The organism is Actinocorallia libanotica (assembly GCF_039525175.1).
Taxonomy (GTDB): domain Bacteria; phylum Actinomycetota; class Actinomycetes; order Streptosporangiales; family Streptosporangiaceae; genus Actinocorallia; species Actinocorallia libanotica.
The window spans coordinates 40,095-64,332 of the sequence record NZ_BAAAHH010000034.1; the positions used below are offsets into that span (position 1 = coordinate 40,095).

The following is a 24,238-nucleotide window of genomic DNA, read 5'->3' on the forward strand; positions in this document are numbered from 1 at the left end:
AGGGAGCTACTTGATGGCGGACGAGAGCGTGAAGGTGGTCAGGGACTTCCTGGCCGCGCTGGAGGATCTGGACCTGACGGCGGCCGGGGAGCTGCTCGCGCCGGGGGTCCTCTACCAGAACGTCCCGCTGCCGCCGGCGCGCGGCAAGGCGGCGACCCTGCGGATGCTGGGGCTGCTGCTGCGGTACGGCACCGGGTTCGAGGCGCGGATCCACGAGATCTCCTCCGACGGCGACACGGTGCTGACCGTCCGGACGGACGCCCTGGAGCGCGGCAGGTGGCGGGCGGAGTTCTGGGTGTGCGGGACGTTCCGGGTGCGCGACGGCAAGATCGTCCTGTGGCGCGACTACTTCGACTGGACGACGCTGCTGTGGGCGGGCCTGCGCGGCGCGGCGGGACTGCTGCGGTCGCGCCCGGCGGGCGGCGCCGTGCGCGCCTGACCCCCGGACATGGCGAAGGCCCGCTCCCCCGGGGGGAGCGGGCCTTCGCCATGGATCACTTCGCCGGGTAGTGCCGCTCGGTCGAGCCGGTGTACACCTGGCGGGGACGGCCGATCTTGGTGGCCGGGTCGTTGATCATCTCGCGCCACTGGGCGATCCAGCCGGGGAGGCGGCCGAGGGCGAACAGCGCGGTGAAGGAGTTCACCGGGAAGCCGAGCGCCTTGTAGATCACGCCGGTGTAGAAGTCGACGTTGGGGTAGAGCTTGCGCTGCACGAAGTAGTCGTCGGCGAGGGCGACCTCCTCCAGCTGCATGGCGAGGTCGAGCAGCGGGTCCTTGACGCCCAGGGTGTCGAGCACCTTGCGGGTCGCCTTCTTCACGACCGCGGCGCGCGGGTCGTAGTTGCGGTAGACGCGGTGCCCGAAGCCCATGAGCTTCACGCCGTCTTCCTTGTTCTTGACCTTGTTCACGAAGGCCTTGACGTCGCCGCCGTCGTTGTGGATGCGCTCCAGCATCTCCAGGACCGCCTGGTTGGCGCCGCCGTGCAGCGGGCCCCACAGGGCGCCGATGCCCGCGGACACCGAGGAGAACAGGCTGGCGTTGGAGGAGCCGACGAGCCGCACGGTCGAGGTGGAGCAGTTCTGCTCGTGGTCGGCGTGCAGGATGAACAGCATGTCGAGGATCTTGACGACCTCGGGGTCCACCTCGTACTTGCCGGTGGGCAGGCCGAAGGTCATCCGCAGGAAGTTCTCGACGTAGCCCAGCGAGCTGTCCGGGTACAGCAGCGGCTCGCCGAGGGAGGACTTGTGGGCGTAGGCGGCGATGGTCGGCAGCTTGGCCAGCAGCTGGACCGAGGCCTCGTCGACCTGCGCGGGGTCGAACGGGTCGAGGAGGTCGGGGTGGTAGGCGGCCAGCGCGCTGGCGCCCGCCGACAGGACCGACATCGGGTGGGCGGAGGTGGGGAAGCCGGCGAAGAACGAGCGGAAGCCCTCGTTCAGCAGGGTCCGCTCGCGGATCTGCTCGTCGAAGGAGGCCAGCTGCTCGGGGGTGGGCAGCTCGCCGTGGATCAGCAGCCAGGCGACCTCGAGGAAGGAGGACTTCTCGGCCAGCTCCTCGATCGGGTAGCCCCGGTAGCGCAGGATGCCGGCGTCGCCGTCGATGTAGGTGACGGCGGACGCGCAGGAGGCGGTGTTCACGAAGCCGGGGTCGAGGGTGACGTACCCGGTCTCGCTCAGGAGTTTGCTGATGCCCAGGCCTCCGGAGCCCTCGGTGGCCTCGGTCACCTCGAGGGGAAGTCTCCCGCCTTTGTGGTCAAGCCCGAAATCGGCCATTGTTCTCCCGCTCTCCCATGAATCGTGCGGTGTCCGTCTGGTCGGACCCGTCCTGCCGGCTTTCCAGTCTGCCGCGTGGGTGGACGCGGACACACCGGGGGCACCTCTGCCGAAGCGTAAACGTCCGCTCCCTAGGGCTTGGCACGGGGGTTGCGTGACCTAGTTCACAAAATCGTCATACAACGGTCGTGCAAAGGTGTCAGAAAGCGGCGCCGCGCCGGGGCCGCGCCGCGAGGAAGGACAGCAGGAGCTCGCGGGCGAGGGCCATGCCCGCCTCGCGCTGCTCCTCGGTGCAGGACGCGGGCAGGCCGCCGTGCTCGGCGTTGCGCAGCAGCAGCATCTTCAGGTCGTCCTCGGCGATCGCGGCCGAGCAGGCGGCGCAGACCGACCAGGGCGAGGAGTAGTCGAAGGTGCGGTCGCCCAGCCGCAGCCGGACCGGGCGCCCGGGCTCGGGGACCCAGGTGTTGACGAAGCCCTGGGGGCGGGGCGCGGCGATGCCGCAGCAGTCGCAGTGCCGCCAGGCCTGGTCGGAGCGGTCGGCCGGATCGGCCAGCGCGGGCAGCGGGTCGTGGTCCCACGCCCCGGCGGTGGCGCGGGGGTGCTCGTACAGGAGGTCGGACAGTTCGCCGTCCACCCAGGTCTCGGTGAAGTCCAGCGGAGCGCTGCACTCCAGACAGACCATGCGGATGGTGGTTTCCATGACAAGACCCCCTTCAAGGCCACAGTTATGCCACTGATGACCCTACGATCGAGACTCTCTGTCCAACCGTGGGCATCTCCTGACTATTCCCTGACTGTAGTCAAGGCGGGCCCGGGGTCAAGCAGACGCCTCCTTTGCCCTGGGGCGCATCGCCGCGTGGACGGCGAGCGCGGTGGCCGCGTCCGGGGCGCTCACGAAGGGGAGGTCGTTGCCCCCGGAGAGCCGGAAGGGCGTGCCGTCCGCGGTGAGGGAGACCCCGCCCGCCTCGGCGTGCAGCAGGATCCCGGCGGCGTGGTCCCAGGGGAACTCCCAGCCGAGGATCATGGCCGACCTGCGGCCCGCGGCCAGCTCCACGTACTCCAGGCCCGAGGTGTCGAAGAAGGCGAGGGAGACCCGCTCCCGGGCCAGCGCGTGGTGCTGGGCCCGGTGCTCGGGCGTCCACCAGCGCGGCTGCGAGGTGACGATGTCCAGCTCCCGCAGCCCGCCCTCGCGGGGCCGCACCCGCACCGGGCGCCCGTCCACCACGGCGCCGCCGCCCTTGACGGCGGTGGCGTGGACGTCCAGGGCCGGCGCGTGCGTCCAGGACGCCAGCAGCTCCCCGCCCCGCGCCAGGGCGACCAGGGTGGTGAAGCGGGGGCTGCCCTCGACGAAGTTCTGGGTGCCGTCGATGGGGTCGATGATCCACACCGGGTCGGGGCCTTCCAGCAGGGCCAGCACGCCCGGATCGGCCGCGACCGCCTCCTCGCCCACCACCACCGAGCCGGGCAGCAGCGCCAGGAGCCGCTCGGCCAGTGCCTCCTCGGCCGCCCGGTCGGCGACGGTCACCAGGTCGCCGGGCGACTTCTCGCTGATGTCCGCGGCGGCCAGCGCGCCGAACCGGGGCAGCACCTGGCGGTCGGCGACCTCACGGACGATGGCGGAGACCTCTGCGACGTCGATCACCAGCCCAGATTTTCACACTCAGGGCAGCAGCGACAGCCGGTGTCTCGCCAGGAGGAGCAGGGCGTGGAAGGGGCCGGTCAGCTCCGCGCTCGGCACCTCCGCCAGCTCGGCGAAGGCCTGGTGCAAGGTGGTGGAGGCCAGCGGGAGCGGCAGCGTCGCCACCACGACCTCGCCCTCCTCCAGGACGCGGCGGAGCTCCGAGCGCATGCCGAGCATGTCGCCGACCACCACGAGCTGGACGGGCAGGCCCGCCGAGAGGGTGACCGACAGGCCGTGGTGGCCGCTCCCGTCGGGGTAGCGGTACTCCACCAGGTACTGGGTGCGGTCCAGGGTGCCGTCCTGGATGCTGCAGGCGTCGACGGCGACCGCCGTGCCCAGGCGCTCCAGCCAGGCGGGCGGCTCGGGCAGCAGCGGGCCCCGCAGGTCGCCGGCGGCCTTGGCGGCGGCGGCGCGGTGGTCCTCGGGCCCGACGGCCGCCATCGCCGCCAGGAAGGCGTGCGCGCCGGGCGTCCCGGCCCGGCGCAGCACCTTGACCAGGTCGCCGTACGCCTTGTCCAGCGCGGTGCGGTCGGGGGCCGCCGCGTCCAGCTCGCCGAGCTGGGCCGACAGCCACAGCTCCGCGCTCAGCGCGTCGGGCTGGGTGAGCAGCTCGGCGCCGGCGCGGACGTAGAGGTCGTACAGGGGGACCAGGCCGGGCAGGGCCAGCCGGGGCGGGCCCGGAACGACGCGGAACAGGTTGCCGGGGTCATCGGTGCTCATCCCCCAAGGCTACTCTTCGGTAACGATCGCGTAAGCACGCACCGGGAAGGTGCCGACCCCGGCGATCCGGGGCGGCGCGGCGTGCAGGCGGAAGCCCAGCGGGGGCAGGTCGGCCAGGCCCGTCATGTGCTCGACGACCGGGATCCCGGCGCCCAGCAGCCGGGTGTGCGCCGGACGCTCCCCGCCCCGGGTGTCGTCGACGTTCTGGGAGTCGATGCCCAGCAGGGCCGCGCCCTCCTCGGCCAGGAGGTCCGCGGCTTCGGCGGTGAGGTAGGGGTGGCCGGACAGGTACCGCTCGGTGCCCCAGTGCCGGGACCAGCCGGTGTGCACGAGCACCGCGCGGCCCCGCACGTCCAGCGGCAGCAGCAGTTCGCGGGTGATCTCCGCCAGCCCCTCGGCCCGCACGACGACGCCCTCCAGGTCGGCCAGCGACTCCAGCGGCACCCCCGCCAGGTCCGTCCCGCCCTCGTAGCGGTGCAGCGGGGCGTCCACGTAGGTGCCGGTGTTGCCGACCATCGCGATGCTCGCGAAGTGGAACTCGGTGCCCGGCGCGTACCGGTCGCGGGACTGCGCGTGCGTCTCGTGGTCGCCGATCCGCGGGCTGGGCAGCCCCGGCACGGTGACCATGCCGTCCCGCAGGACGTGGCTCAGCTCCACGATCCGCCGGGCGCGGGGGCCGGTGTCCGCGCCGCGCGAGCCCTTGTGCGCCTCGCGGATCAGGGTCTTGCCGGAGATCTCCACCTCGCCGACCATGAGCAGGCCCAGGTGGCGGACGATGAGCTCGGCCAGCGCCTCGTCCGAGATGTCCGTGCCCGGGATGTCCAGCCGGAACTCCCTGACCCGCAGGTCGCCCCCGTTCGCGAACCGTACTTCCGCGTCGAACTGCACCCGCCACTGCTCATCGTTCATGGGCGCATTCTTCCGGGGCGGCGAATGTCGGTCCATCTGTTTATCGTGAGGCCGATGAGCATCGATGTGTCCCGTGACCGGGTGCTGGCCCACCGGGTGGCGGCGCACGGCTTCGACCGGGCGTCCGCGGATCCGGCGGTGCTGGAGCTGGGCGTGCAGGACACGCCTTACGGCTCCGCGCGGCAGGCGATGGCGGCGCGCGGCGCCGCCGAGGCGGGGACGGCGCTGGTGTGGAGCGTGCGGGGAGCGCCGCACCTGCACCGGCGCGGCGAACTGCCCCGGCTGGCCGCGGCGCTGTGGCCGCTCTCGGACGCCGACGCCACCGCCCGGATCACCAATCCGCTGATCAAGGAGGGCGCGAAGCTCGGACTGGAGGCGTTCCGGCGCACCGCGGCGGCCTTCCGCCGGGTGCTCACCCGGCCGATGGGCAAGGGCGAGGCCAGCAGGGCCGTCAGCGCGCTGGTGCCCGAGTCGCTCACCTACTTCTGCCAGAGCTGCGACGCCGTGCACGTCTCCGGCGGCCTCTTCCAGCACGCGGGGCTCTCCGGCGGCGTCGAGGTGCGGCCCGAGGGCCGGGGCACCGTGCTCGCCCCGCTCTCCGATCCCGTACCGCCGCCCGAGACGGCCGCGGGCACGGCGGAGTACGTGCGCACGTTCCTGCGCCTGCTCGGTCCCGCCACCCCGGCCGAGGCCGCCAGGTTCCTCGGCACCACGGCCACCGCGTTGAAGCCGGCCTGGCCGGACGGCCTCGCCGAGGTGCGCGTGGGAGGGAAGCGCGCCTGGTTCCCCGAGGACTCCGTGGACGCCCTGCTGTCCGCCGCTCCCCCTTCGGGCCTGCTGCGCCTGCTGCCCCCGGGCGACCCGTACCTGCAGACGCGGGACCGCCCGATGCTCGTCCCCGAGAAGGAGCGCGAGAAGCAGGTCTGGCGCACTCTCGGCAGTCCCGGCGCGGTCCTCCTGGACGGCGGGCTCGCCGGCGTCTGGCGCACCAGGCTCCGGGCGAAGCGGCTCGACCTCACCGTCACCGCCTTCGAGCCCCTGCCCGAACGCCTCCTCACCGGGGAGGCCGAGCGTCTCGCCGCCCTGCGCGGGGCCGGGGAGGTCCGGCTGATCCGGGAGTGACCGCGCGCCTCAGGAGGCGCGGGCCGCCTTGTCCAGGGGTCGCGCCGCCCAGTAGAGCAGCGAGTACAGCAGCGTCCAGCAGCCGAGCATGACCATCGAGTCCGTCACGGCGTACCTGAGGCGGAAGTAGGGGCTCGGCGGGACCCGCACGAGCTCCGTGACGGCCAGGCCCGCGCCCACGGCGCCGAGGGCGACGAGCAGCACCGCCGTCCGCGCCCAGCCGGGCAGTCCCGGGGTCGGGACGGCCGGCGCCCGCCGCAGCCACCAGGCCGTCCAGGCGAGGACCGCGAGGCCGCCCGCGACGCCCGAGCCGTACTGGGCCCAGCGGTAGAAGGCCATCCCGTTCACCATCGTGGTCAGCTCGGGGAAGGCCTGCACGATGGGGCCGGTGAGGTGGGTGAAGGCGTCCCATGCCACATGGGTGGCCGTGCCCAACAGGATCGACGGCACCGCCGCCGCCAGCACCCTCCGCCGGGTCGGCCCGTTCACCACGGGGGCCAGCCTGTCGCGTAGCGGGCGGGGGGACAGCGCCAGCAGCGGCCGCTTCAGCAGCAGATGGAAGACCGCCAGCAGCACCAGGCCCAGGCCCAGGTCCCAGGTCACCATTCCGAGGAGGCCGTGGGTGGTGGGCCGGTCGCTCAGGCCGACGAAGAGCGGCACGTCGGGCACGGTCGCCCCGACGACCAGGCCCGAGGGCAGAAGGAGGCGCGACCGCAGCGGGAGGACCGCCGCGATATGGCTCAGGGTGAAGGGCATCGGGGCACCGTCCGGGTCGAAGGCCGCCGCAGCGGGATCATGTTCCTTTCCTTGGTCTCCGCTCGACCCGTCAGAAGTTCACGTCCTCATCCGCGCGAGGGGTCGGCGACCCGGGCGAGGAAGAGGGGCTCGCCGGTGGACAGGTCCTGGAGGAGCAGGAGATAGGGCCGGTCGAAGGCCACCCGGGGCAGCTCCTCGGGGGCCGCCGATTTCACCTCTATCTCGACCGAGGTCGCGGCGGCCGCCTCGGTGCCCTTCTCGTCCATCCGGAGCTTCGCGGCGTGGCGGACGGCGGAGACGGAGCCGGCGTTCGGGGAGATACCGGTGAAGTCGGCCCTTTCGGAGAAGGCGGTGGCCATCCCCAGGCTCTGGAGGAGGGGGCCGACCTCCTCCCCGGTCGACAGGTCGACCTTGGGCAGGGACAGCTCCAGACGGGTGCCGGACGCCCCGGAGCCGAAGGCCTCGACGGTCTCGGCGGCGAGCTTCGGGCACTCCCGGCCGTCGCCGTCGGGCAGCAGCGCGAGCATGCCGAGCCTGCCTCCGGTGTACGGCAGCCGCACGCCGGTCCAGCCGCCGTGGCGGGCGTAGCCGAAGTCACCGGTCCCGTTCATGAACTTCACGTCGGTCCTGCCGCCCGCGGCGGTGCCGAAGGCACCGGTGGCGGTCTTCTCCGGCTCGAACTCCTGCGCCCAGTCGGCCTTGAGGTGGATCGCGTCGGTGAGCACCCAGCCGACGCCGTCCAGCGCCCCCGCGGGGATCAGGTCCTTGATCATCCCTTCGGTGTCGTCGCTGATGGCGTCGTTGACGGCCTTCCGGGAGCCCTCCGGGTCGGTTTCCAGCGGCAGCAGCTTCACGCCCGCGCCGTAGGCCGTCGCCACCCGGTCGAGGTAGCCCTGTCCGGCCTTCCAGCCCTCATCCGCCCACACCTGGTCACTGGTGCGCACTCCCGGCAGGCCGCGCAGCGCGTCGGAACGCGCCTTCAGCCCGCCGAGGGGGTCCTTCGGCCAGCCCAGCAGCCCGGCCATCTCGGCCGCGGTCTCCCCCTCGGCGCCCAGCGCCGCCATGCCCAGGCCCCCGGCCAGGCTCGACGGCGAGAAGACCACGTTGGCCTTCGGGTCCCGCGCGCACCAGGCGTCCAGCATCCGCAGTCCGAAACGCAGGTCGCCCGCGATGAGGGGACCGGCCTCGGCGGCGGGCACGTCCAGCACCCGGCCCCGCACCTCGGTCGCCTCGGCGCCCGAGGTGCACGCGGTGCCGCAGACCGCCACGGCCAGCAGCGCGGCCGTCCAGCTCAGGATCTTCATACCCGGTATGACGGGTGCGCCCGGTCCCGGCGTTGCATCGGCTCACAGGTCCAGTGAGGCCAGGCCGCCCCGGCCGGAGACGGCGAGTTTCGGGTAGGCCCGGTACAGGTGGCGGGCGACGGTCCGGGGGCTGAGGAGGAGCCGGGAGGCGATGTCCCGGTCGGACAGGCCGCGGGCCGCCATCCGGCAGACGCGCAGCTCGCGCGGGGTCAGGAGCGCGGCGGGCGGGAGCTCCGGGCGGGGCACGGGAAGTCCGGCGGCCTCCAGGGCGGTGCGGGCGCGGGACGACCAGGGGGCGGCGCGCAGCCCCTCGAACGCCTCCAGGGCGAGGCCCAGGTGTTCTCCGCCCTCGGCTTCACGGCCCTCCCCGCACAGCCACTCGCCGTAGAGCAGTTCGGTGCGGGCGCGTTCGAACGGGCGGGTCTGCGGGACCAGGGCTCCGGCGTAGTACTTGCCCTCCCCCGTCATCAGGGCCCCGCAGCGGTGGACCAGCGGCCACGCCCAGGGCACGTAGTACCGCTCCCGCCACCGGACGAAGGCGGTGTAGGGCCGGGCCGCCGTTTCGGGAGAACCCGCCTGGACGGCCGCCTCCACCAGATCCGGGATGCTGCGCACCGCGCATACGTGGTGGGCGAAGGGCTCCTCCTGCAGGATCGCGAGGTGTTCCAGGGCTGCTTCCGGTCGGTTCAGGCCGAGTTCGAGCAGCCCCAGCGCCCAGTGCGTCCAGGCCTGACCGGCGGGAACGGCACCGGGAGCAGCGGCCTCCCGTGCGGCTTCGACCAGCGTTCTGCACTCTTCTTCTCGGCCTTCCAGCGCCGCCAGGACGGCCCGGACGGCGAGCAGCCTGCTGTTCCACAGCGGCTCACCGGCGTCCCGCGCCACCCGGAACGCGTCCTCCAGGATCGCCGCGGCCTCCAGGTGCCCGCCCAGGAAGAGCTCCGCCACCGCCAGGAAGAAGAACGACGCGGCCGGAGGGCCGAGCGGATCCTGAACGCACAGCTGGTCGGTGGCGCGGGTCATGGCGTCCCGGACCGGCAGGTCGTATCCGGCGGTGAGCGCGGGCCCGCACATCCGGATCAGGCCGTGCGGCTCGCCCTCGACGAGGGAGTCCGCGAAGGCGGGGATCCGCTTGCCCATGATGTTCGCCTGCTGCTCGGCGACCGGGTCCTCCAGCGGCTCCAGGCGCGCGGCGACCGCCTTCAGCGCGGGGACGTCCAGGTGCCAGGCGCTGTGGAAGGCGTGGATGAGCATGCGGTCGGGGAGTTCGACGTCCGGTTCGACCCGCTCGGTGCAGCGCTCGTACGCGGCTCGGAAGTCGCCCATCCGGTGCCGGGCCCGGCCTTCGGCCCAGGCCGCGCGGACACCGAAACGCGGGTCGTTCCGCAGCTTCGCCGCGGCTTCCGCCTGCTCGGCCGCGTGCTCCGGCCGTCCCGCCGCCAGCGCTCGCCGCGCGGCCAGCAGCAGCCGGCGCGCCCGGCCCGGCTCCGTCTCGCTCAGCTCGGCGGCCCTGGTGTAGGCGACGGACGCGGCCCAGTGCCCGTCCCGGTGCCTCGCCCGCTCCGCCGCGTCCTCCAGACCCGTCGCGAGCTCTTCGGCGGGCTCCGTCGCGGCGGCGGCCCGGTGCCAGGCCCTGCGGTCGGCGTTCTCCGGCCCGTCGAGCGCCACGGCCAGCGCCCGGTGCGCCGCGGCCCGCTGCTCGGGCGACGCCTCCCCGTGGACGGCGGCCCGCACCGACGGGCGGGGGAAGCACACCCTCCCGCCGGTGATCTCGATCATCCCGGCCTCCTCGGCGGGCGCGAGCGCGTCCGCCTCCGCTCCCGACGCGCGTGTCAGGACGTCCAGGTCTCCCGTGGCCTCGATCGCGGCGAGCAGCAGCATCCCGCGGGCCGCCTCGGGCAGGTCCGCCGCCTCCTCCCGGACGGCGCGCCCGGCCGAAGACGCGGGCGCCTCCAGGCGCAGCTCCGGCAGGCCGTGGTCGGCCAGGGCGCCGTCCCGCACGGCGAACAGCAGCACCACGCCCTCGGCTCCGAGCCCGCGCGCCGCCCGCAGCAGCACCTCCGCCGAGGCCCGGTCCAGCCACTGCGCGTCGTCGACGAGGCACGCCAGGGGCGCGTCCTCGGCGAGATCCGCCAGCAGGGCCAGGACCGCCGTCACGAGGGACGAGCGCTCCTCCCCTCCCGTCCTGCCCAGCGCCCTCTCCAGCGCGCGGCGCGGGAGGGCGGGCAGCCCGCCGAGCCGGTCGCGCACCGGCAGGACCAGCCTGCCCAGCCCCGTGAACGGCAGTTCCGGCTCGAACTCCACGCCCTGGACGCGCACCGCGCGGACGTCCCGGGCGGCGGCCCGGTCCAGCAGCGCGGTCTTGCCCGTGCCCGGCCCCCCGCGCAGGACCAGCGCGGAGCTCATCCCGCGGCCGGCCGCGTCCAGCATCTCCCCGAGGCGCTCGCGCGCCGTGTCCCACCCGTGTGACATGGGACAGGACGCTACACAGCCTTCTCGGACAAAGAGGTTCTCCCGGTGGTCCAAGACATTCCGTGACGAGGTGACCGGCACTTCCCCCGCCGTTCATCCGGCCTTCGCGGGTCCGCCATCTCACCTCGGCAGGCTCACGGTCAGCCCACCACGAACCTGTGAAACACGAGGTTGCACCATGACCCGCGTCAACGTCGGCGTCGACCCGGACGACATCGCGTCGAACCCCTCCGCCAACCGGCACATCCAGGACGTCCTGTCCCGCCGCGCGATCATCAAGGGCGGCACCGTCGCCGCCGCCGCGGGTTTCCTGACCACGGGCCCGGCCGCCTCCGCCGTCGCCGCCGAACCGCGGGGCCGCAAGCCCGGCAGGCCGGACCACGGCAAGGGCCTCCTCGGCTTCAAGGCCGTGCCCGCCGGGACCGCCGACGCCGTCGTCGTCCCCGAGGGCTACTCCGCCCAGGTGCTCATCCCCTGGGGCACGCCGCTGAACTCCCATGGCCCCCGGTGGAAGAAGGACGCCTCCAACTCCGCCGCCGACCAGGCGCGGCAGATCGGCTCCAACCACGACGGCATGCACCTGTTCCCGCTGACCAGGGACGCGGGCCTCCTCGCGCTGAACCACGAGTACGTCGACACCCGAGGGCTCTACGCCGACGGCGACGAGGTCCTCACCAAGGAGAAGGTCGACAAGGCGCTCGCCGCGCACGGCGTCAGCGTCGTGAAGATCCGGCGCGACCGCGCGAGCGGCGCGTGGGAGCAGGTCGACTCCCCCTTCAACCGCCGCGTCACCGGCTCCACCCCCGTGCGGTTCTCCGGCCCGGTCTCCGCCGCCCACCCGGAGCTGCGCGCCGCCGGAGACCCCAAGGGCACGCTGAACAACTGCTCCAGCGGCCACACCCCGTGGGGCACCTACATCACCTGCGAGGAGAACTGGAACACCTACTTCGGCACCGAGGACGCCTCCTGGACGCCCAGCGCCGAGGAGAAGCGGTACGGCGTGGCCGCCGCCGGCACCCCCTACCGCTGGCACGAGGCCGACGAGCGCTTCGACCTGGCGAAGAACCGCAAGGAGGTCAACCGGTTCGGGTGGGTCGTGGAGATCGACCCTTTCGCCCCCCGGTCCGCCCCGGTCAAGCGCACCGCCCTGGGCCGCTTCAAGCACGAGGGCGCGACCGTCACCGAGTCCAAGGGCCGCGTCGTGGTCTACTCCGGTGACGACCAGGACGGCGAGTACGTCTACAAGTTCGTCGGCCAGGGCCGCTGGCGCGACTGGATCCGGCGCGGCCGGAGCCCGCTGGACCACGGCACCCTGTACGTGGCGAAGTTCGACGACGACGGCTCGGGCGTGTGGCTTCCGCTCGTCTTCGGGCAGGGCGCGCTGACCGAGGCCAACGGCTGGAAGGACCAGGCGGACGTCCTCATCCGCACCCGCACCGCCGCCGACGCCGTCGGCGCCACCAAGCTGGACCGCCCCGAGTGGGTCGCGGTCGACCCGAAGAACAAGGACGTCTTCCTCACCCTGACCAACGGCTCCGGCAACGGCGGCAAGGCCGGCCCGCGCAAGCCCAACCCCTACGGCCACATCCTCCGCTGGGCCGAGAAGGGCGGCGACAACACCGCCCTGTCCTTCAAGTGGGAGGTCTTCGTCCTCTCCGGCGACCCCGCCTACGACAAGACCGTCAAGCTCGGCCCGGAGGCCGTCCACGGCTCCCCCGACGGCATCGGCTTCGACGCCGACGGCCGCCTCTGGATCCAGACGGACATCTCCAACTCCTCGCAGAACCTCGCCTCCAAGGGCTACGACAACATCGGCAACAACATGCTGCTGGCCTGCGACCCCGAGACCAGGGAGATCCGGCGCTTCCTCGTCGCCCCCCGCGGCGCCGAGGTCACCGGCCTGACCTTCGCCCCCGACGGCCGCTCCCTCTTCGTCAACGTCCAGCACCCCGGCGAGTCCACCCCCGCCTGGGGCGAGCCCACCGTCGACGACCCCCGCGCCGTCTCCAACTGGCCCGACTTCGACCCCGCCGGCCGCCCCCGCTCCGCCACCGTCGTCATCACCAGGAAGGACGGCGGCAGAATCGGCACCTGACACGGCGCCGGTCCCTTCCGTTAGGCTGCCGGGGTGAGCATCACCCCTGACACCAAGGACTGGACCTGGGTTCTGGACAGGGAGTGCCACGACTGCGGTTTCGAGGCGGCGGCCGTCCCCTTGGAGAGGGTGAGCGGCCTGCTGCTGGAGAACGCCGCGCGGTGGCACTCCCTGTTGCGCGGCCCTGGCGAGCACGCCCTCCGTCCCGCTCCCGAGAAGTGGTCGCCTCTGGAGTACGCGGCGCACGTCCGCGACACCTGCCGCGTCTACCACCACCGCCTCCGCCTGATGCTGGAGCAGGACGACCCCCTCTACCCCAACTGGGACCAGGACGCCACCGCCATAGAAGAGCGCTACGCCGAACAGGACCCCGTCGACGTGGCCGACGAGCTCCTGGCCTGCGCCCAAGAACTGGCCGCCGCGTTCGCCCGGGTCGAAGGCCCCCAGTGGCACCGCCCGGGCCGCCGAAGCGACGGCGCCTCCTTCACCGTCGAGACCTTCGCCCGCTACTTCCTCCACGACCCGGTCCACCACTGGTGGGACGTCCAGACCGGCGCCCCCGCGACGGGCGCCGAGTCCGCGGAGACCGGTCAGGAGGAGCTCGCGGCCGAGGCCGCGCGGTCCTGAAGGTCCTCGTCCGGGTGGGGCTTGGCGCCGCCGCCGGCGTCGGCGATGACGATCACCAGGTCGTCGGCGCCCAGGGTCAGGGGGGTGGTCTTGTCGGGGTTCAGGACCACGCCGTAGTGGGGGGCGCGGTGGAAGGCGGCGTGGAGGCGGTAGCCGATGACCGCCTCGCCGCGGCCTCGGCCGGCTTCCAGGAGGGTGGCGAAGTTCGCGGGGGCGTCGGGGAGCAGGTAGTCGACGGCGGGTTTGAGGTAGATCTCTGAGCCCCGGTGGTCCAGGAGGTCGTGGAACACCTCGTAGATGTGGCGGTTCTCGCTGAGCTGGGTGAGCAGGAGGCTGATCAGGCGTTCGCTGACGACGAAGTCGTCGGCGCGGGTGACCTGGGCGATCTCCCGGTTGGCGTCGTCGTGGATCTCGCTGACGATGGAGTACTCCACGCCCTGGCGCTCCTCGATGTCGCGCAGGTGCAGCAGGGTGATCAGGGTGCGGGCGTCCGCGTGGTCGGGGTCGGCGTCCGCGTCGGCCAGCACGATGACCTTCTGGTAGGAGGCGACGTCCAGCTCGTCCAGCTGCTCGCGGTCGGTGGGGTCGCAGCGGGTGTAGCCGACGGTGAGGTTCTCCAGCGGGCCCAGTTCGCCGCGCGGGTCGGGGCAGCGGGCGGCGAGGTCGGCGACGGATCCGGACCTGACGAACTCGTCGAGCATGGTGACCATCTGGGCGCCGCGGCCGTTCCAGCCGAGGATCAGGGTGCGCTCCGGCGGCGGCTCGGGGTGCGGCGGGGGCGGCTCGGCGATCGCCTCCCGCAGGATCTGCGGGCGGTGCCGCGCCAGCTTGATGAGGACGTCGTCCTCGGCCAGCACGATGACCTCCTCCTCGCCGGTGAGCACGGTGTCCATCGGCGGGTTGAGCGCCACGTGGCCGTTGGGGTGGCGCAGGCCGACGGGGACGCCCAGCTCGTAGGCGCACAGCGCCTCGCCGAAGGTCGTGCCGGCCAGCGCGGGCTCGGGCTTGAGGTAGAACTCGTGCCCCTTGAAGTCCAGCAGGTCGGTGTAGACCGTGGACAGGCCGGACTGGCGGTGCGCCTGCACGACCAGGCGGATGGCGACGTCGTCGGCGTCGATCACCCGGGCGGACGGCCCGGCGGCCAGGCGGGCGGCGGGCAGGTTCGAGGGGTCCTGGACGGCGGCGACGATGTGGGGGCGCGAGCCGGGCCGGTCCCAGTTGCGGTTGCCCAGGGAGAGCAGGACCTTGACCACGTAGATGTCGGGGTCCTCCTCCGGCGGGGAGAGCACCATGACCGAGCGGGCGGTGTCCAGGCTGACCAGCTCCAGGTCGACGACCTTGAGCGGGTTGCCGTGCCGGCACACCACCCGGGTGCGGCCGAGGTCGCCGACCCGCGCCCGGATCAGGTCCTCCATCTCGACCTTGTCGAGGTCGGCGAGGACCACCACGCAGGAGCGGCGGCGGCTCTGGTTGGCCTCGGCCAGCTCGGCCAGCACCGTGAACACCTGCTCCGACCAGCCCAGGAGCACGGTGTGGTCCTGCTCGATGATGCGGGACCTGCCCTTGCGCAGCTCGGCGATCTTGTTGTTGAGGCCGTTGGTCAGCACGCCGATCAGCGCGCTGACGATGAAGATCCCGCCGACGGTGGAGGTGAGCATCAGCCCCAGGAAGGGCGCGGTGCCGGTGTCGTCGCCCATGGTGCCGGGGTCCAGGGTGCGCAGGAGGCTCCGCCAGACCAGGCCGGGCCAGCGCCCGTTCTCGTCGGAGTCCCGGGGCGCCAGCAGCTCGGCGAGGGTCGCCACGACCAGGACCAGGACGGCCGAGGCCAGCCCCAGCCAGCCGATCAGCGCGGGCGTGCCCCGCGCCATGGTGTTGTCGAACCAGTACCGCCAGCGCTCGCGCCAGCTCGGCCTGCCCATTCAGCTCCGCCCGAAGACGGCGGGCGGGGGGACGGGGGCGGCGACGCGGTCGCCGTCGCGGATCGGCCGGTGGCCGGCGCTGAACCTGGCCAGTTCGGCGGTGTCCATGCAGCGGGCGGGCAGGGGACGGCCGGCGCTGACGCGGGTGAGCTCGGCGACCGGCAGCGGGGCGCGGGAGGCGGCCAGGACCAGGTTGCCGAAGCGGCGCCCGCGCAGGACGCCCGGCTCGCCCAGCAGCAGGACGTGGGGGAAGGACTCGGCGAGGGTGGCGGCGAGCCGGCGGGCGAAGCCGAGGCCGCCGCCGTCCGCCACGTTGGCGAGGTAGACGCCGTCGTCGCGCAGCACCCGGGCGGCCTCGGCGGTGAACTCCGCGGAGGCGAGCGCGACCGGCATCTCGGCGCCGGAGAAGGCGTCCAGCACGAGCAGGTCGTCGGAGGCGTCCGGCAGGGACGCCAGGCCCTGCCTGCCGTCGCCCACGCGGACCTTCAGCCCGCGGACCGCCTTGAGCGGGAAGTGCTCGCGGACGAGCCGGACGAGGAGCTCGTCCAGCTCGTAGACGATCTGCCGGGAGCCGGGCCGGGTGGCGGCGACGTACCGGGCCAGGGTGCAGCCGGCTCCCCCGATGTGGAGGGCGTCCAGCGGTCCGGGCTTCAGCCGGTCCACGACGTCGCCGAGCAGCCGCATGTACTCGAAGTCCAGATGGGTGGGATCGTCCAGGTCCAGGTAGGACTGCGGCACCCCCCGGACGCTGATCACCCAGCCGTTGTCCCGGTCGGCGTCGCGCAGCAGCTCGGCCTCGCCCTGCGCCACGGGATAACGTCCGGGAAACGGCTTCTCCCCGCGTTTCATGGGGACAAGCGTAGTCAGAGATCTTTATCGGGACAGCCAGACATAACCCGCGAACCGTCCGGTGACGCCGTCCCGCCGGTAGGAGTACAGCTCCGGGGTCTCCAGGGTGCAGCGGTCGTCGTGCAGCGCCTTGACGCCCAGCTCGTCGAGCTGCGCCGCGATCGCGGCCCGCAGGTCCAGCGCGGGCGTGCCCCAGCTCGTGGTGGAGCGCATCGGCTCGGGCGCGGTGTCCCGCATGGACTCGGGCACCTCGTAGCAGCGGCCGCAGATGGCCGGGCCGACCGCGGCCACCAGATCCCCGGCGCCCCGGTCGCGCAGCCGCGCGACGAGGGCGGGCACCACGCCCAGCAGGGTGCCCGCCCGTCCGGAGTGCGCGGCCCCGACCAGGCCCGCGCCGGCGTCGGCGACGAGCACGGCGGGGCAGTCGGCGCCCAGCGCGGCCAGGGCCAGGTTCGGCCGGTCGGTGAGGACCGCGTCCGCGTCCGGCACGTCCGCGGTCCGGCCGTCGGCCTCCACGACGTTCGCGCTGTGGATCTGGCGCATGTAGACCGCGCCCTCGACCCCCAGCTCCGCCTCGGTCCTGGCCCTGTTGCGCAGCACCGTCTCGGATGCGTCCCCGACGCCCAGGCCGAGGTTGCGGCTGTCATAGGGGCCTGTGCTGAACCCGCCGATGCGGTCGGTGAAGACCGCCCGCACGCCGTCCGCCAGAATCATGCACCCCATCTTGCCGCACGGGTGGCTCAGGCGGCCGCACGCCGTCCCTGGAAGGGCAGGAAGCCGTCGGCGCGGTGCGGACGCGCCTGGATGTCGGTGGGCTCCACCGCCATGATGCGGTCGAGGCGGAAGGCGCGGATGCCGCGGCGCAGCCGGCACCAGCCGACCAGGTACCAGTGGTCGCCGTGGACGAGGGTGGTGACCGGCTCCACCTCGCGGCGGGAGACCTTGCCGCGCTCGTCGGCGTACAGGACGCGCACGACGCGGCGTTCGGTGATCGCCTGGGCCAGGAGGCGGGCGCGGCGCGCGGTATCGGCGTCGAGGGGGTCCAGGAGGGTGGCCAGCGAGCGGGCCCGCGTCCCGGCCGGGACGAGGTGGGCCAGCGCGCGGCGGGCGGTGACGGCCTGGGGGCCGGCACCGAGATGGGCCAGCGAGAGGGCGAGGGCGGCGAGTTCTGCGGCGGACAGTTCCATGGTCTCCGTACCCGGGAGAGTCAGCGTGTCCATACCTCAGATTTTAGCACAGATGTTCGAATAATCGAAGGCGCGGAACGGCTTCTAGCAGGGATTTCGTGTAGTCGTCCGCCGGATTTTCGATCACCCGGCCCACCGGTCCCTCCTCCACGATCCGCCCCTCGCGCAGCACCGCGATCCGGTCGCAGACGTACCGGACGACCGCCAGGTCGTGCGAGACGAAGAGCACCGCCAGGCCCAGCTCCGCGCGCAGCTCCCGCACCAGGTTGAGGATCGCCCCCTGCACCGACACGTCCAGCGCGGAGGTCACCTCGTCGGCGATCAGCAGCCGCGGCCGCGCCCCCAGCGCCCGCGCCACCGCCACCCGCTGGCGCTGCCCGCCCGACAGCTCCCTCGGGTACCGCCGCGCGGTCTCCGGGTCGAGCCGGACGAGCTCCAGCAGCCGCGCCACCTCGGCCGGACGCTCCCGGCGGCCCACCCCGCGGGGCAGGCCCTCGGCCACGGACCGGCCGACCCGCATCCGGGGGTCGAGCGAGGCGTAGGGGTCCTGGAAGACGAGCTGGACCCCGCGCGGCCCCGGCCCCGCGACGGTGCCGGTGCGCGGCGCCAGGCCGGTCAGGGCGCGGGCCACGCTCGACTTGCCCGAGCCGGACTCCCCCACCAGCCCGAGGATCTCCCCCTCCCCGATCGTGAAGGACACATCGCGGACGGCGTGGAAGCCCCCGTAGCGCACGTTGAGGCCGCGGACCTCCAGCAGCGCGCCTTCCGCGCCCGACGCGCCTTCCGCGCCCTCTGCGCCCTTCATGCGGTCTCCGGGTTCCAGCAGGCGAGCCCGTCCACCGGCTCGGGGCGGTCGGTGCGGCAGCGCTCCAGGGCGCGGGCGCAGCGGGGCGCGAACGCGCACCCGGCGGGGACCTCCGCGGACGCGGGCTGGCGGCCCGGGATCGTGGCCAGCGGCCGGGAGCGGTCGGTCTCCAGGTCGGGGGACGCGGCGACCAGCGCCCGCGTGTAGGGGTGGCGGGCACGGCGCAGCTCCGAGGAGGGCAGCTCCTCCACGATCCGGCCCGCGTACATCACCAGGACCCTGCCGCAGTGCTGCGAGACCACCGCGAGGTCGTGGGAGATCAGCAGGCCGGCCGCGCCCGTCGTCTCGTTGACCTCCGCGAGCAGCTCCAGGACGCGTTTCTGCACGGTGACGTCCAGGGCCGTCGTCGGCTCGTCCGCGACGATGAGCTCGGGCTCGCCCATCAGCCCCATGGCGATGACCGCGCGCTGCCGCATGCCGCCGCTGAACTCGTGCGGGTACCGGCGCGCCTGCGCCTCGGGGTCGGGCAGCCGGACCCGGCCGAGCCGCTCCACCGCCCGCTTCCGCGCCTGCCCGCGGGAGGCGCCCAGGTGCGCGGTCGCCACCTCGGCGAGCTGGGAGCCGACGCGCAGCGCCGGGTTCAGCGCGGCCATCGGATCCTGGAAGACCATGGCCAGCCGGGTGCCCAGCTCGCGCCGCGTCAGCTCCGCCAGGGGGCGGCCGCCCAGCAGGACCCGGCCCGCCACCGTGCCCGGGTGGGGCACCAGGCCGCCGACGGCCAGCGCGGTGAGGCTCTTGCCGCTGCCCGACTCCCCCACGATCCCGACGAGCTCGCCGGGCGCGACCGAGAAGGACACCTCCCGTACGGGCGTCACGCCGCCGAACGAGACGGTCAGGTCCCGTACCTCCAGCACGGCCTCCGGCGCCTCGGGGAGAGGCCCGCACCCGGGGGGAAGTACGGTGCGGGACTCTCCTCGCGGCGCCGAGGGCGCGGAGGGTGCGACGGGTGCGACGGGGACGCGGGCGGAGGCGCGGGCCAGCGACTCGCCGAGCAGCGCGAAGCCGGTGCCGGCGAGCGCGACGGCCAGCGCGGGCCCCGCCACGACCTCCGGGTCCACGTAGACCCGGGGCAGCGTGTCGTGCAGCAGCCGCCCCCAGTCGTAGTCCGGCGGCTGGACGCCCAGCCCCAGCAGGGACAGCGTGGCCAGGCCCAGCAGCGCGTAGCCGAGGTTGGCGGTGATGGTGAGGATGAGCGGTTCGGCGATGTTGGGCAGCACGTGCCGCACCAGGATGGCGGACCGCCCCGCGCCCAGGACGCGGGCGGCCGCCACGTAGTCGCTGGCGGCCACGGTGTCGGCGAGGGTCCGGGTGAGCCGGGCCAGGCCCGGTACCGCGGCCACGCCGATGCCGACCACCGCGCCGCGTGCGCCCGCCCCCGCGAGGAGCGCGGCGAACATGGCCAGCAGGAGCACCGGGAAGGCCACCAGCGAGTCGATGAGCCCGGAGGTGAACCGGGCGGCCCTGGGCCCCAGCACGGACGGCAGCGCGCCGAGCGGGACGCCCGCGGCGGTGGTGATGAGGGTGGCCAGCACCGCCAGCCACACGCTCTGCCGTGTCGCGGCCAGGGTGCGGGCGAGCAGGTCGCGCCCGCCGTCGTCGGTGCCCAGGGGGTGTTCGGGGCTGTGCCCCTGGAGGGTGTGCAGGGGGTCGAACCGCTCGGCCTCCGCGCCCCACAGCCAGGGGCCGATCACCGCGAGGACCAGGGTGACCAGCACCAGGAGCAGGCCCGCCAGCGCGGAGGGCGTCCTCATCCGGCTCATCGCGCCCCCCTCAGCCCAGCATCCGCGGGCGGGAGCGCGGGTCCAGCAGGCCCAGAGCCAGGTCCACCAGGAACACGACGGTCAGCGAGACCGCCCCGTAGACCAGGATCGCGGCCTGGGCGAGCGCGTAGTCCTTGCCCGCGATCGCCTCGACCGTCGTGCCGCCCAGGCCCGGCCACTGGAAGACGTACTCGACGACCACCGAGCCGCCCAGCAGCGACGTCAGCACCAGCCCGCCCGTGGTGAGGGTGGCGGTGAGCGAGTTGGGCAGCAGGTGCACCAGGTACAGCCGCACGGCGGGGAGCCGTTTGGCGCGGGCGAGTCGCACGTAGTCCGACGACAGCTCCCGCAGCGTCTCCATGCGCACCAGCCGGGCCAGCAGCGCGGTCGGCCCCGCCGCCAATGCCAGCACCGGCATGACGAACGAGGCGGCGCCGTCCTTGCCGGCCACCGGCAGCCAGCGCAGCACCACCCCGAACAGCGCGATCATCGCGACGGCCAGCAGGAACTCCGGGATCACCGAGAGCCCGCCGGTCACCGAGGTGAAGGCCAGCTCCGAGCGCCGCCCCCGCCCGCCGTGGGTGCGGGCCGCCATCGCCATGCCGAGCGGCACCGCGACCAGCAGCGCCAGCGCCACGGTCACGACGACGAGCTGGACGGTGGCGGGGAAGCGGTCGGCGACGACCTGGCCGGCGGGCTGCCGGGACAGGAAGGACTCCCCGAAGTCACCGGTGGCCACCTTCCCCAGGTAGGTCCGCAGCTGCTCCGGCCAGGGCCGGTCCAGGCCCAGCTCGGCGCGGCGCTGCTCGACCGCCTCGCGCGGGGCGGTGGGGCCGAGCGCGGCGCGCACCGGGTCGCCCGGGATGAGGTGGAGCATGGCGAAGGACGCCAGCACCACCAGCACCAGGGAGAGCGCGAACCGGGTCGCGCGCCGCAGCAGGAACATCGGTCAGTTCTTCAGCATCCGGATCGAGGTGGGCCGCACGACGCCGCCGATGACCTCCACCATCGCGCCCTTGGAGGCGACGAGCTGGGTGGGCCGCACGACGGGGACGACGTCCACGTTCTTGACCAGGGCGGCCTCGGCGTTCGTCCACTGCCCGCACCCGGCGGCGCCGACCTGCTTGGCCGCGGCTGCGGCGAGGTCGTCGTACGTGGTGTTGGCGATGTGGGCGAAGTTCGAGCCCTGCGCGTCCGGGCCGGGGCCGGACAGGTAGCCCACGAGCTGGGTGGGCAGGCTCAGCCCGAGCGGCACCCACGCCATGTCCCAGTCGCCGTTCTTGAACAGCGAGTCGGAGTACTTGGCGTCCGCCGAGCCGACGAGCTCGGTCTCGACGCCGAGCGCCTTCCACTTCTGCGCGACGTACTCCATGCCCGCCTGGACACCGGGGCCGGCGGAGGTCTGGTAGGCGATCCGCAGCTTCAGCGGCTTGCCGTCCTTGGCGCGGGCGCCGTCCGTCCCGGCCTGCCAGCCCGCTCCGTCGAGCGCCGTCGCGGCGGCCGCCGGATCGGACTGCGGCAGGTTGCCGGTGACGCTGTCGCCCCGGCACGGGTCGGGCGCGAGCGAGGTGAGGTGGGTGGCGGCCTCGCCGTTGCCGCCCGAGGCGATGGTGCGCAGCTCGTTCAGGTCGAGGGACTGGACGAGCGCCTTGCGCACCGCGGGGTCGGCGGCGGCGCGGCCTTCGCCCTGGTGGAAGAAGAACTCGCCGATGCCGTCGGGCGCCGAGCCCTTGCGGATGCCCGGGACGGCCTCGACGCGCTTGCGGTCGGCGCCGGTGAACTGGGCGCCGTTGAGGCCGCCGGTGGTGATCATGTTCGCCGCGGTGGACTCGTCCTTGACGACCTTGAGGTCGACGACGGCGGGCATCGACGGCTCGTACTTCGCGCCGTCCGCCCCCCAGGCGTAGTCCTCCCGCGCCTTGAAGACGTAGTGGTCGTTGGCCACCGACTCGAACAACGGGTACGGGCCGGACCCGGAGGTCTTCGTCTTGAGGACCGAGCGGTCCTTGAGCCCTTCACCGCACACGACGTAGACCGCCGTCATCGACTCCAGCAGGAACGGGTTGGGGTCCTTGGTGGCGAGGGTGACGGTGCCGGCGGCCTCGTCGGCGGTGGCGCTCATCCCGGCGGGGATGAGCACGCCGAGCAGCGTCGCCTTGTTCTTGGGATCCGAGAGGTAGTTCATCGAGTCCGCGACGGTCTGCGGCGTGACGGGCGACTTGTCGGCGCAGGTCACCCCCTTGCGGAGGGTGAAGGTCACCTTGTCGGCCTGCGCCTGCCACTTCTCGGCGAGACCCGAGACGATCTTCCCGTCGGCGTCGGAGTGCACCAGGGTGTCGTAGGCGAAGGCGAGCACCGTGTTGGTCGCGCCGAGCACCGCGTTGGCCGGGTCGAGCTCGCCCGGATCGGCGGGGATCGCATAGGTGAAGGTGCCGCGCTCCGCGAACTGCGGTGCGTCGTCCTTCTCTTCGGAGCCGCACGCGGTCGCGGTGAGCGCGACCGCGACGGCGACTGCCAGGGCCTTCTTCATGCTGAAACTCCCGGGGGCCGGAGGAGATCCTTTACCTTCGCGGACGGCGGCTCACCGGGGCATCATCGGATCTTCCAAGCCGGGAGCCCTCTGTTGTCGAGCCGTACAACCGGAGCTGCAGCATCATCGCCAGCCGCGCGTCGTGGTCGCCCAGGTCCAGCCCCGCGATCTCGCCGAGCCGCCGCAGCCGGTACCGGAAGGTGTTGGGGTGCACCTGGACGGACGCCGCCGCCTCGTTGATGTTGCCGAAGCACTCCAGGTAGGCGGCCAGGGTCGGCAGCAGGCCCGAGCCGTGGACGCGGTCGTGCTCGACGAGCCGCTCGTACGGTCCCGAGGGCGGCTGCTCCTGGCTGGCCGCCAGGTCGCCGAGCTGCAGCAGCAGCGACTCGAAGTGCACGTCGCGGAACTCCACCGCGGCCCCGGTGGCGCCCCGCGACTGCAGGACCCGCAGCGCGCGGTCGGCGTCGGCGCGGGAGTGGGCGATGCCGGTGGTCGACTCGGTGAGCCGGCCGATGCCGATGTTGGCGGCGTGCCGCGCGCCGATGCGGGCGAGGAAGTCCTCGGCGACCTGCCGGGCGCGCGAGCCCGCGCCGTTCAGCGGCAGCACCGCGTAGGCGACGCCGCCGACCAGGGCCGCCGCGGCGCGCGGGTGGATCGCCCCGATGTGCAGGGCGAGCGCGTCGCAGAAGCGCTGCCGTTCGCTCTCGGCGCGCGCGTTCGGGCCTTCGGCGGGCCCGCTGAGCTGGGCGGCCAGCACGCACACCCGGTCGGTGGCCAGGTCGAGCCGCGCCGCGGCCTCGGCCGCCTGGCGCCCCCCGGCCAGGACGGTGGCCAGCAGCTCGGTGCGCAGCCTGCGCTGGGCGTCGGAGCCGGCCCGCTGGCGCAGCAGGTGCAGGGCGACGATCTTGGCGGCGTCGGCGAAGGCCGCCTCGCGCTGCGCGCTGAGCGGCTCGCGGACGGTGGCCCACAGCGAGCCGAGGATCTCGTCGCCGGCGCGCACCGCGATCGCCACCCGCGGCAGCATGCCCTCCACGGCCAGGTGGAGGGGCTCCCTGCTCTGGTAGAGCCGCCGGAAGAACCCCATCTCCTCGTACAGCCGGACGAACCGCTCGGGCACCTGCCGGCCGAGGATGGTCTCGACGCGGTACTCGTCGGCCTCCTCCTGGCGCACCGAGTAGGCCAGCACCCGCGACGAGCGGTCCTCGATGGTGACGGGCGCGTCGAGGAGCTCGCAGACGGCGTTGGCGACGGCGAACAGGTCCGTCTCGTTCTCGGTGTCGCCGACCTCGCCTTCGGACAGGAGCGAGCGCAGCAGCGAGGCGATCTGCGCCCAGGAGGCGGCGCGGGTGAGCCCGAGCAGCGCCACCCCGGTCTGGCGGACCCTGGCCCGCAGCGCGGGCCCGGGGTCGCCGAGCGCCTTGACGACCAGCCCGGCGGCGCCGCGTTCGCCCAGCTCGCCCAGCAGCGCGCTGATGCGGTCCTCGCCTTCGACGCCGACGCCCAGCAGCAGCCCGCCGGAGACCGCGGGCAGCTCGTCGAGCGGGTCGTAGATGTGCACGCCGGTGATCTCGGCGCTCACCTCGTCGGGCAGGGCCGCGGCGCCCAGGACGGTGGAGCCGAGGTCCTCCAGAACACGTTTCAGCCCGGTCACCATGAGGACAACCGTAGAGCTTCAG

Annotated in this window: 21 protein-coding genes; 4 read left to right on the forward strand and 17 right to left on the reverse strand. The window is 73.6% G+C overall.

Annotated features, from left to right (window positions below):
• The first annotated feature begins 13 nt into the window (after nucleotides 1–13).
• Nucleotides 14–439 carry a limonene-1,2-epoxide hydrolase family protein gene (locus ABD140_RS31190; protein WP_344244886.1) on the forward strand — a complete coding sequence of 142 codons (426 nt, stop codon included), beginning with the start codon at nucleotides 14–16 and terminating at the stop codon, nucleotides 437–439.
• 55 nt (nucleotides 440–494) lie between these two features.
• On the opposite strand, the gene ABD140_RS31195 is transcribed toward ABD140_RS31190, so the two are convergent.
• The 5 genes from ABD140_RS31195 to ABD140_RS31215 form a co-directional block, all read right to left on the reverse strand.
• Nucleotides 495–1,769, reverse strand: coding sequence for a citrate synthase (locus ABD140_RS31195; protein WP_344244888.1), 1,275 nt, complete (start codon nucleotides 1,767–1,769; stop codon nucleotides 495–497).
• Between the two features lie 199 nt (nucleotides 1,770–1,968).
• Complete coding sequence (locus tag ABD140_RS31200; RefSeq protein WP_344244890.1) at nucleotides 1,969–2,469, reverse strand: hypothetical protein; 501 nt, start codon at nucleotides 2,467–2,469, stop codon at nucleotides 1,969–1,971.
• Between the two features lie 117 nt (nucleotides 2,470–2,586).
• Nucleotides 2,587–3,411 carry an inositol monophosphatase family protein gene (locus ABD140_RS31205; protein WP_344244892.1) on the reverse strand — a complete coding sequence of 275 codons (825 nt, stop codon included), beginning with the start codon at nucleotides 3,409–3,411 and terminating at the stop codon, nucleotides 2,587–2,589.
• A gap of 18 nt (nucleotides 3,412–3,429) precedes the next feature.
• A complete protein-coding gene (locus ABD140_RS31210; protein ID WP_344244894.1) occupies nucleotides 3,430–4,170 on the reverse strand; it encodes a hypothetical protein in 741 nt (246 codons plus the stop codon).
• Between the two features lie 9 nt (nucleotides 4,171–4,179).
• Nucleotides 4,180–5,079: a cyclase family protein gene (locus ABD140_RS31215; RefSeq protein ID WP_344244896.1), complete on the reverse strand. Its 900-nt coding sequence runs from the start codon at nucleotides 5,077–5,079 to the stop codon at nucleotides 4,180–4,182.
• A gap of 54 nt (nucleotides 5,080–5,133) precedes the next feature.
• Here ABD140_RS31215 and ABD140_RS31220 point away from each other — a divergent pair, with 54 nt between their 5' ends.
• On the forward strand, nucleotides 5,134–6,201 hold the full coding sequence (locus tag ABD140_RS31220) for a DNA glycosylase AlkZ-like family protein (protein ID WP_344244898.1): 1,068 nt from the start codon (nucleotides 5,134–5,136) through the stop codon (nucleotides 6,199–6,201).
• Between the two features lie 9 nt (nucleotides 6,202–6,210).
• Here the strand turns inward: ABD140_RS31220 and ABD140_RS31225 are convergent, their stop codons facing one another.
• The 3 genes from ABD140_RS31225 to ABD140_RS31235 form a co-directional block, all read right to left on the reverse strand.
• Nucleotides 6,211–6,957, reverse strand: a complete 747-nt coding sequence (locus ABD140_RS31225; RefSeq protein WP_344244900.1) for a DUF4184 family protein — start codon at nucleotides 6,955–6,957, stop codon at nucleotides 6,211–6,213.
• Between the two features lie 86 nt (nucleotides 6,958–7,043).
• Complete coding sequence (locus ABD140_RS31230) at nucleotides 7,044–8,261, reverse strand: serpin family protein (protein WP_344244902.1); 1,218 nt, start codon at nucleotides 8,259–8,261, stop codon at nucleotides 7,044–7,046.
• 42 nt (nucleotides 8,262–8,303) lie between these two features.
• The gene (locus ABD140_RS31235) at nucleotides 8,304–10,730 is read right to left on the reverse strand and encodes a helix-turn-helix transcriptional regulator (protein WP_344244904.1); all 2,427 of its coding nucleotides are present in this window, start codon (nucleotides 10,728–10,730) and stop codon (nucleotides 8,304–8,306) included.
• A gap of 178 nt (nucleotides 10,731–10,908) precedes the next feature.
• Here ABD140_RS31235 and ABD140_RS31240 point away from each other — a divergent pair, with 178 nt between their 5' ends.
• Both ABD140_RS31240 and ABD140_RS31245 read left to right on the forward strand, forming a co-directional pair.
• A complete protein-coding gene (locus tag ABD140_RS31240; RefSeq protein ID WP_344244906.1) occupies nucleotides 10,909–12,825 on the forward strand; it encodes a PhoX family protein in 1,917 nt (638 codons plus the stop codon).
• 33 nt (nucleotides 12,826–12,858) lie between these two features.
• Complete coding sequence (locus ABD140_RS31245; RefSeq protein WP_344244908.1) at nucleotides 12,859–13,452, forward strand: DinB family protein; 594 nt, start codon at nucleotides 12,859–12,861, stop codon at nucleotides 13,450–13,452.
• On the opposite strand, the gene ABD140_RS31250 is transcribed toward ABD140_RS31245, so the two are convergent.
• Genes ABD140_RS31250 through ABD140_RS31290 form a run of 9 tightly spaced genes read right to left on the reverse strand, consistent with a single transcriptional unit; the run spans nucleotide 13,416 to nucleotide 24,216 of the window.
• Nucleotides 13,416–15,371, reverse strand: a complete 1,956-nt coding sequence (locus tag ABD140_RS31250; RefSeq protein ID WP_344244910.1) for a CASTOR/POLLUX-related putative ion channel — start codon at nucleotides 15,369–15,371, stop codon at nucleotides 13,416–13,418. The genes ABD140_RS31245 and ABD140_RS31250 overlap by 37 nt on opposite strands.
• Entirely contained in the window at nucleotides 15,372–16,220 is an 849-nt protein-coding gene (locus tag ABD140_RS31255; protein ID WP_344244912.1) for a spermidine synthase, read from the reverse strand.
• Nucleotides 16,221–16,244: 24 nt separating this feature from the next.
• Nucleotides 16,245–16,934 carry a peptidoglycan editing factor PgeF gene (gene pgeF, locus ABD140_RS31260; RefSeq protein ID WP_344244914.1) on the reverse strand — a complete coding sequence of 230 codons (690 nt, stop codon included), beginning with the start codon at nucleotides 16,932–16,934 and terminating at the stop codon, nucleotides 16,245–16,247.
• A 26-nt stretch (nucleotides 16,935–16,960) separates the two neighbouring features.
• On the reverse strand, nucleotides 16,961–17,440 hold the full coding sequence (locus ABD140_RS31265; protein WP_344244916.1) for a helix-turn-helix transcriptional regulator: 480 nt from the start codon (nucleotides 17,438–17,440) through the stop codon (nucleotides 16,961–16,963).
• A 10-nt stretch (nucleotides 17,441–17,450) separates the two neighbouring features.
• Nucleotides 17,451–18,212 (reverse strand): ABC transporter ATP-binding protein, encoded by a 762-nt coding sequence (locus ABD140_RS31270; RefSeq protein WP_344244918.1) that lies wholly within the window; start codon nucleotides 18,210–18,212, stop codon nucleotides 17,451–17,453.
• Complete coding sequence (locus ABD140_RS31275) at nucleotides 18,209–20,023, reverse strand: dipeptide/oligopeptide/nickel ABC transporter permease/ATP-binding protein (protein ID WP_344244920.1); 1,815 nt, start codon at nucleotides 20,021–20,023, stop codon at nucleotides 18,209–18,211. Before ABD140_RS31275 ends, ABD140_RS31270 begins: the two co-directional genes overlap by 4 nt.
• 19 nt (nucleotides 20,024–20,042) lie before the next feature.
• Entirely contained in the window at nucleotides 20,043–20,978 is a 936-nt protein-coding gene (locus ABD140_RS31280) for an ABC transporter permease (RefSeq protein ID WP_344244922.1), read from the reverse strand.
• Nucleotides 20,979–20,981: 3 nt separating this feature from the next.
• Nucleotides 20,982–22,562, reverse strand: coding sequence for an ABC transporter substrate-binding protein (locus tag ABD140_RS31285; RefSeq protein WP_344244924.1), 1,581 nt, complete (start codon nucleotides 22,560–22,562; stop codon nucleotides 20,982–20,984).
• Between the two features lie 31 nt (nucleotides 22,563–22,593).
• Nucleotides 22,594–24,216, reverse strand: coding sequence for a helix-turn-helix domain-containing protein (locus ABD140_RS31290; RefSeq protein WP_344244926.1), 1,623 nt, complete (start codon nucleotides 24,214–24,216; stop codon nucleotides 22,594–22,596).
• Between the last annotated feature and the right edge of the window lie 22 nt (nucleotides 24,217–24,238).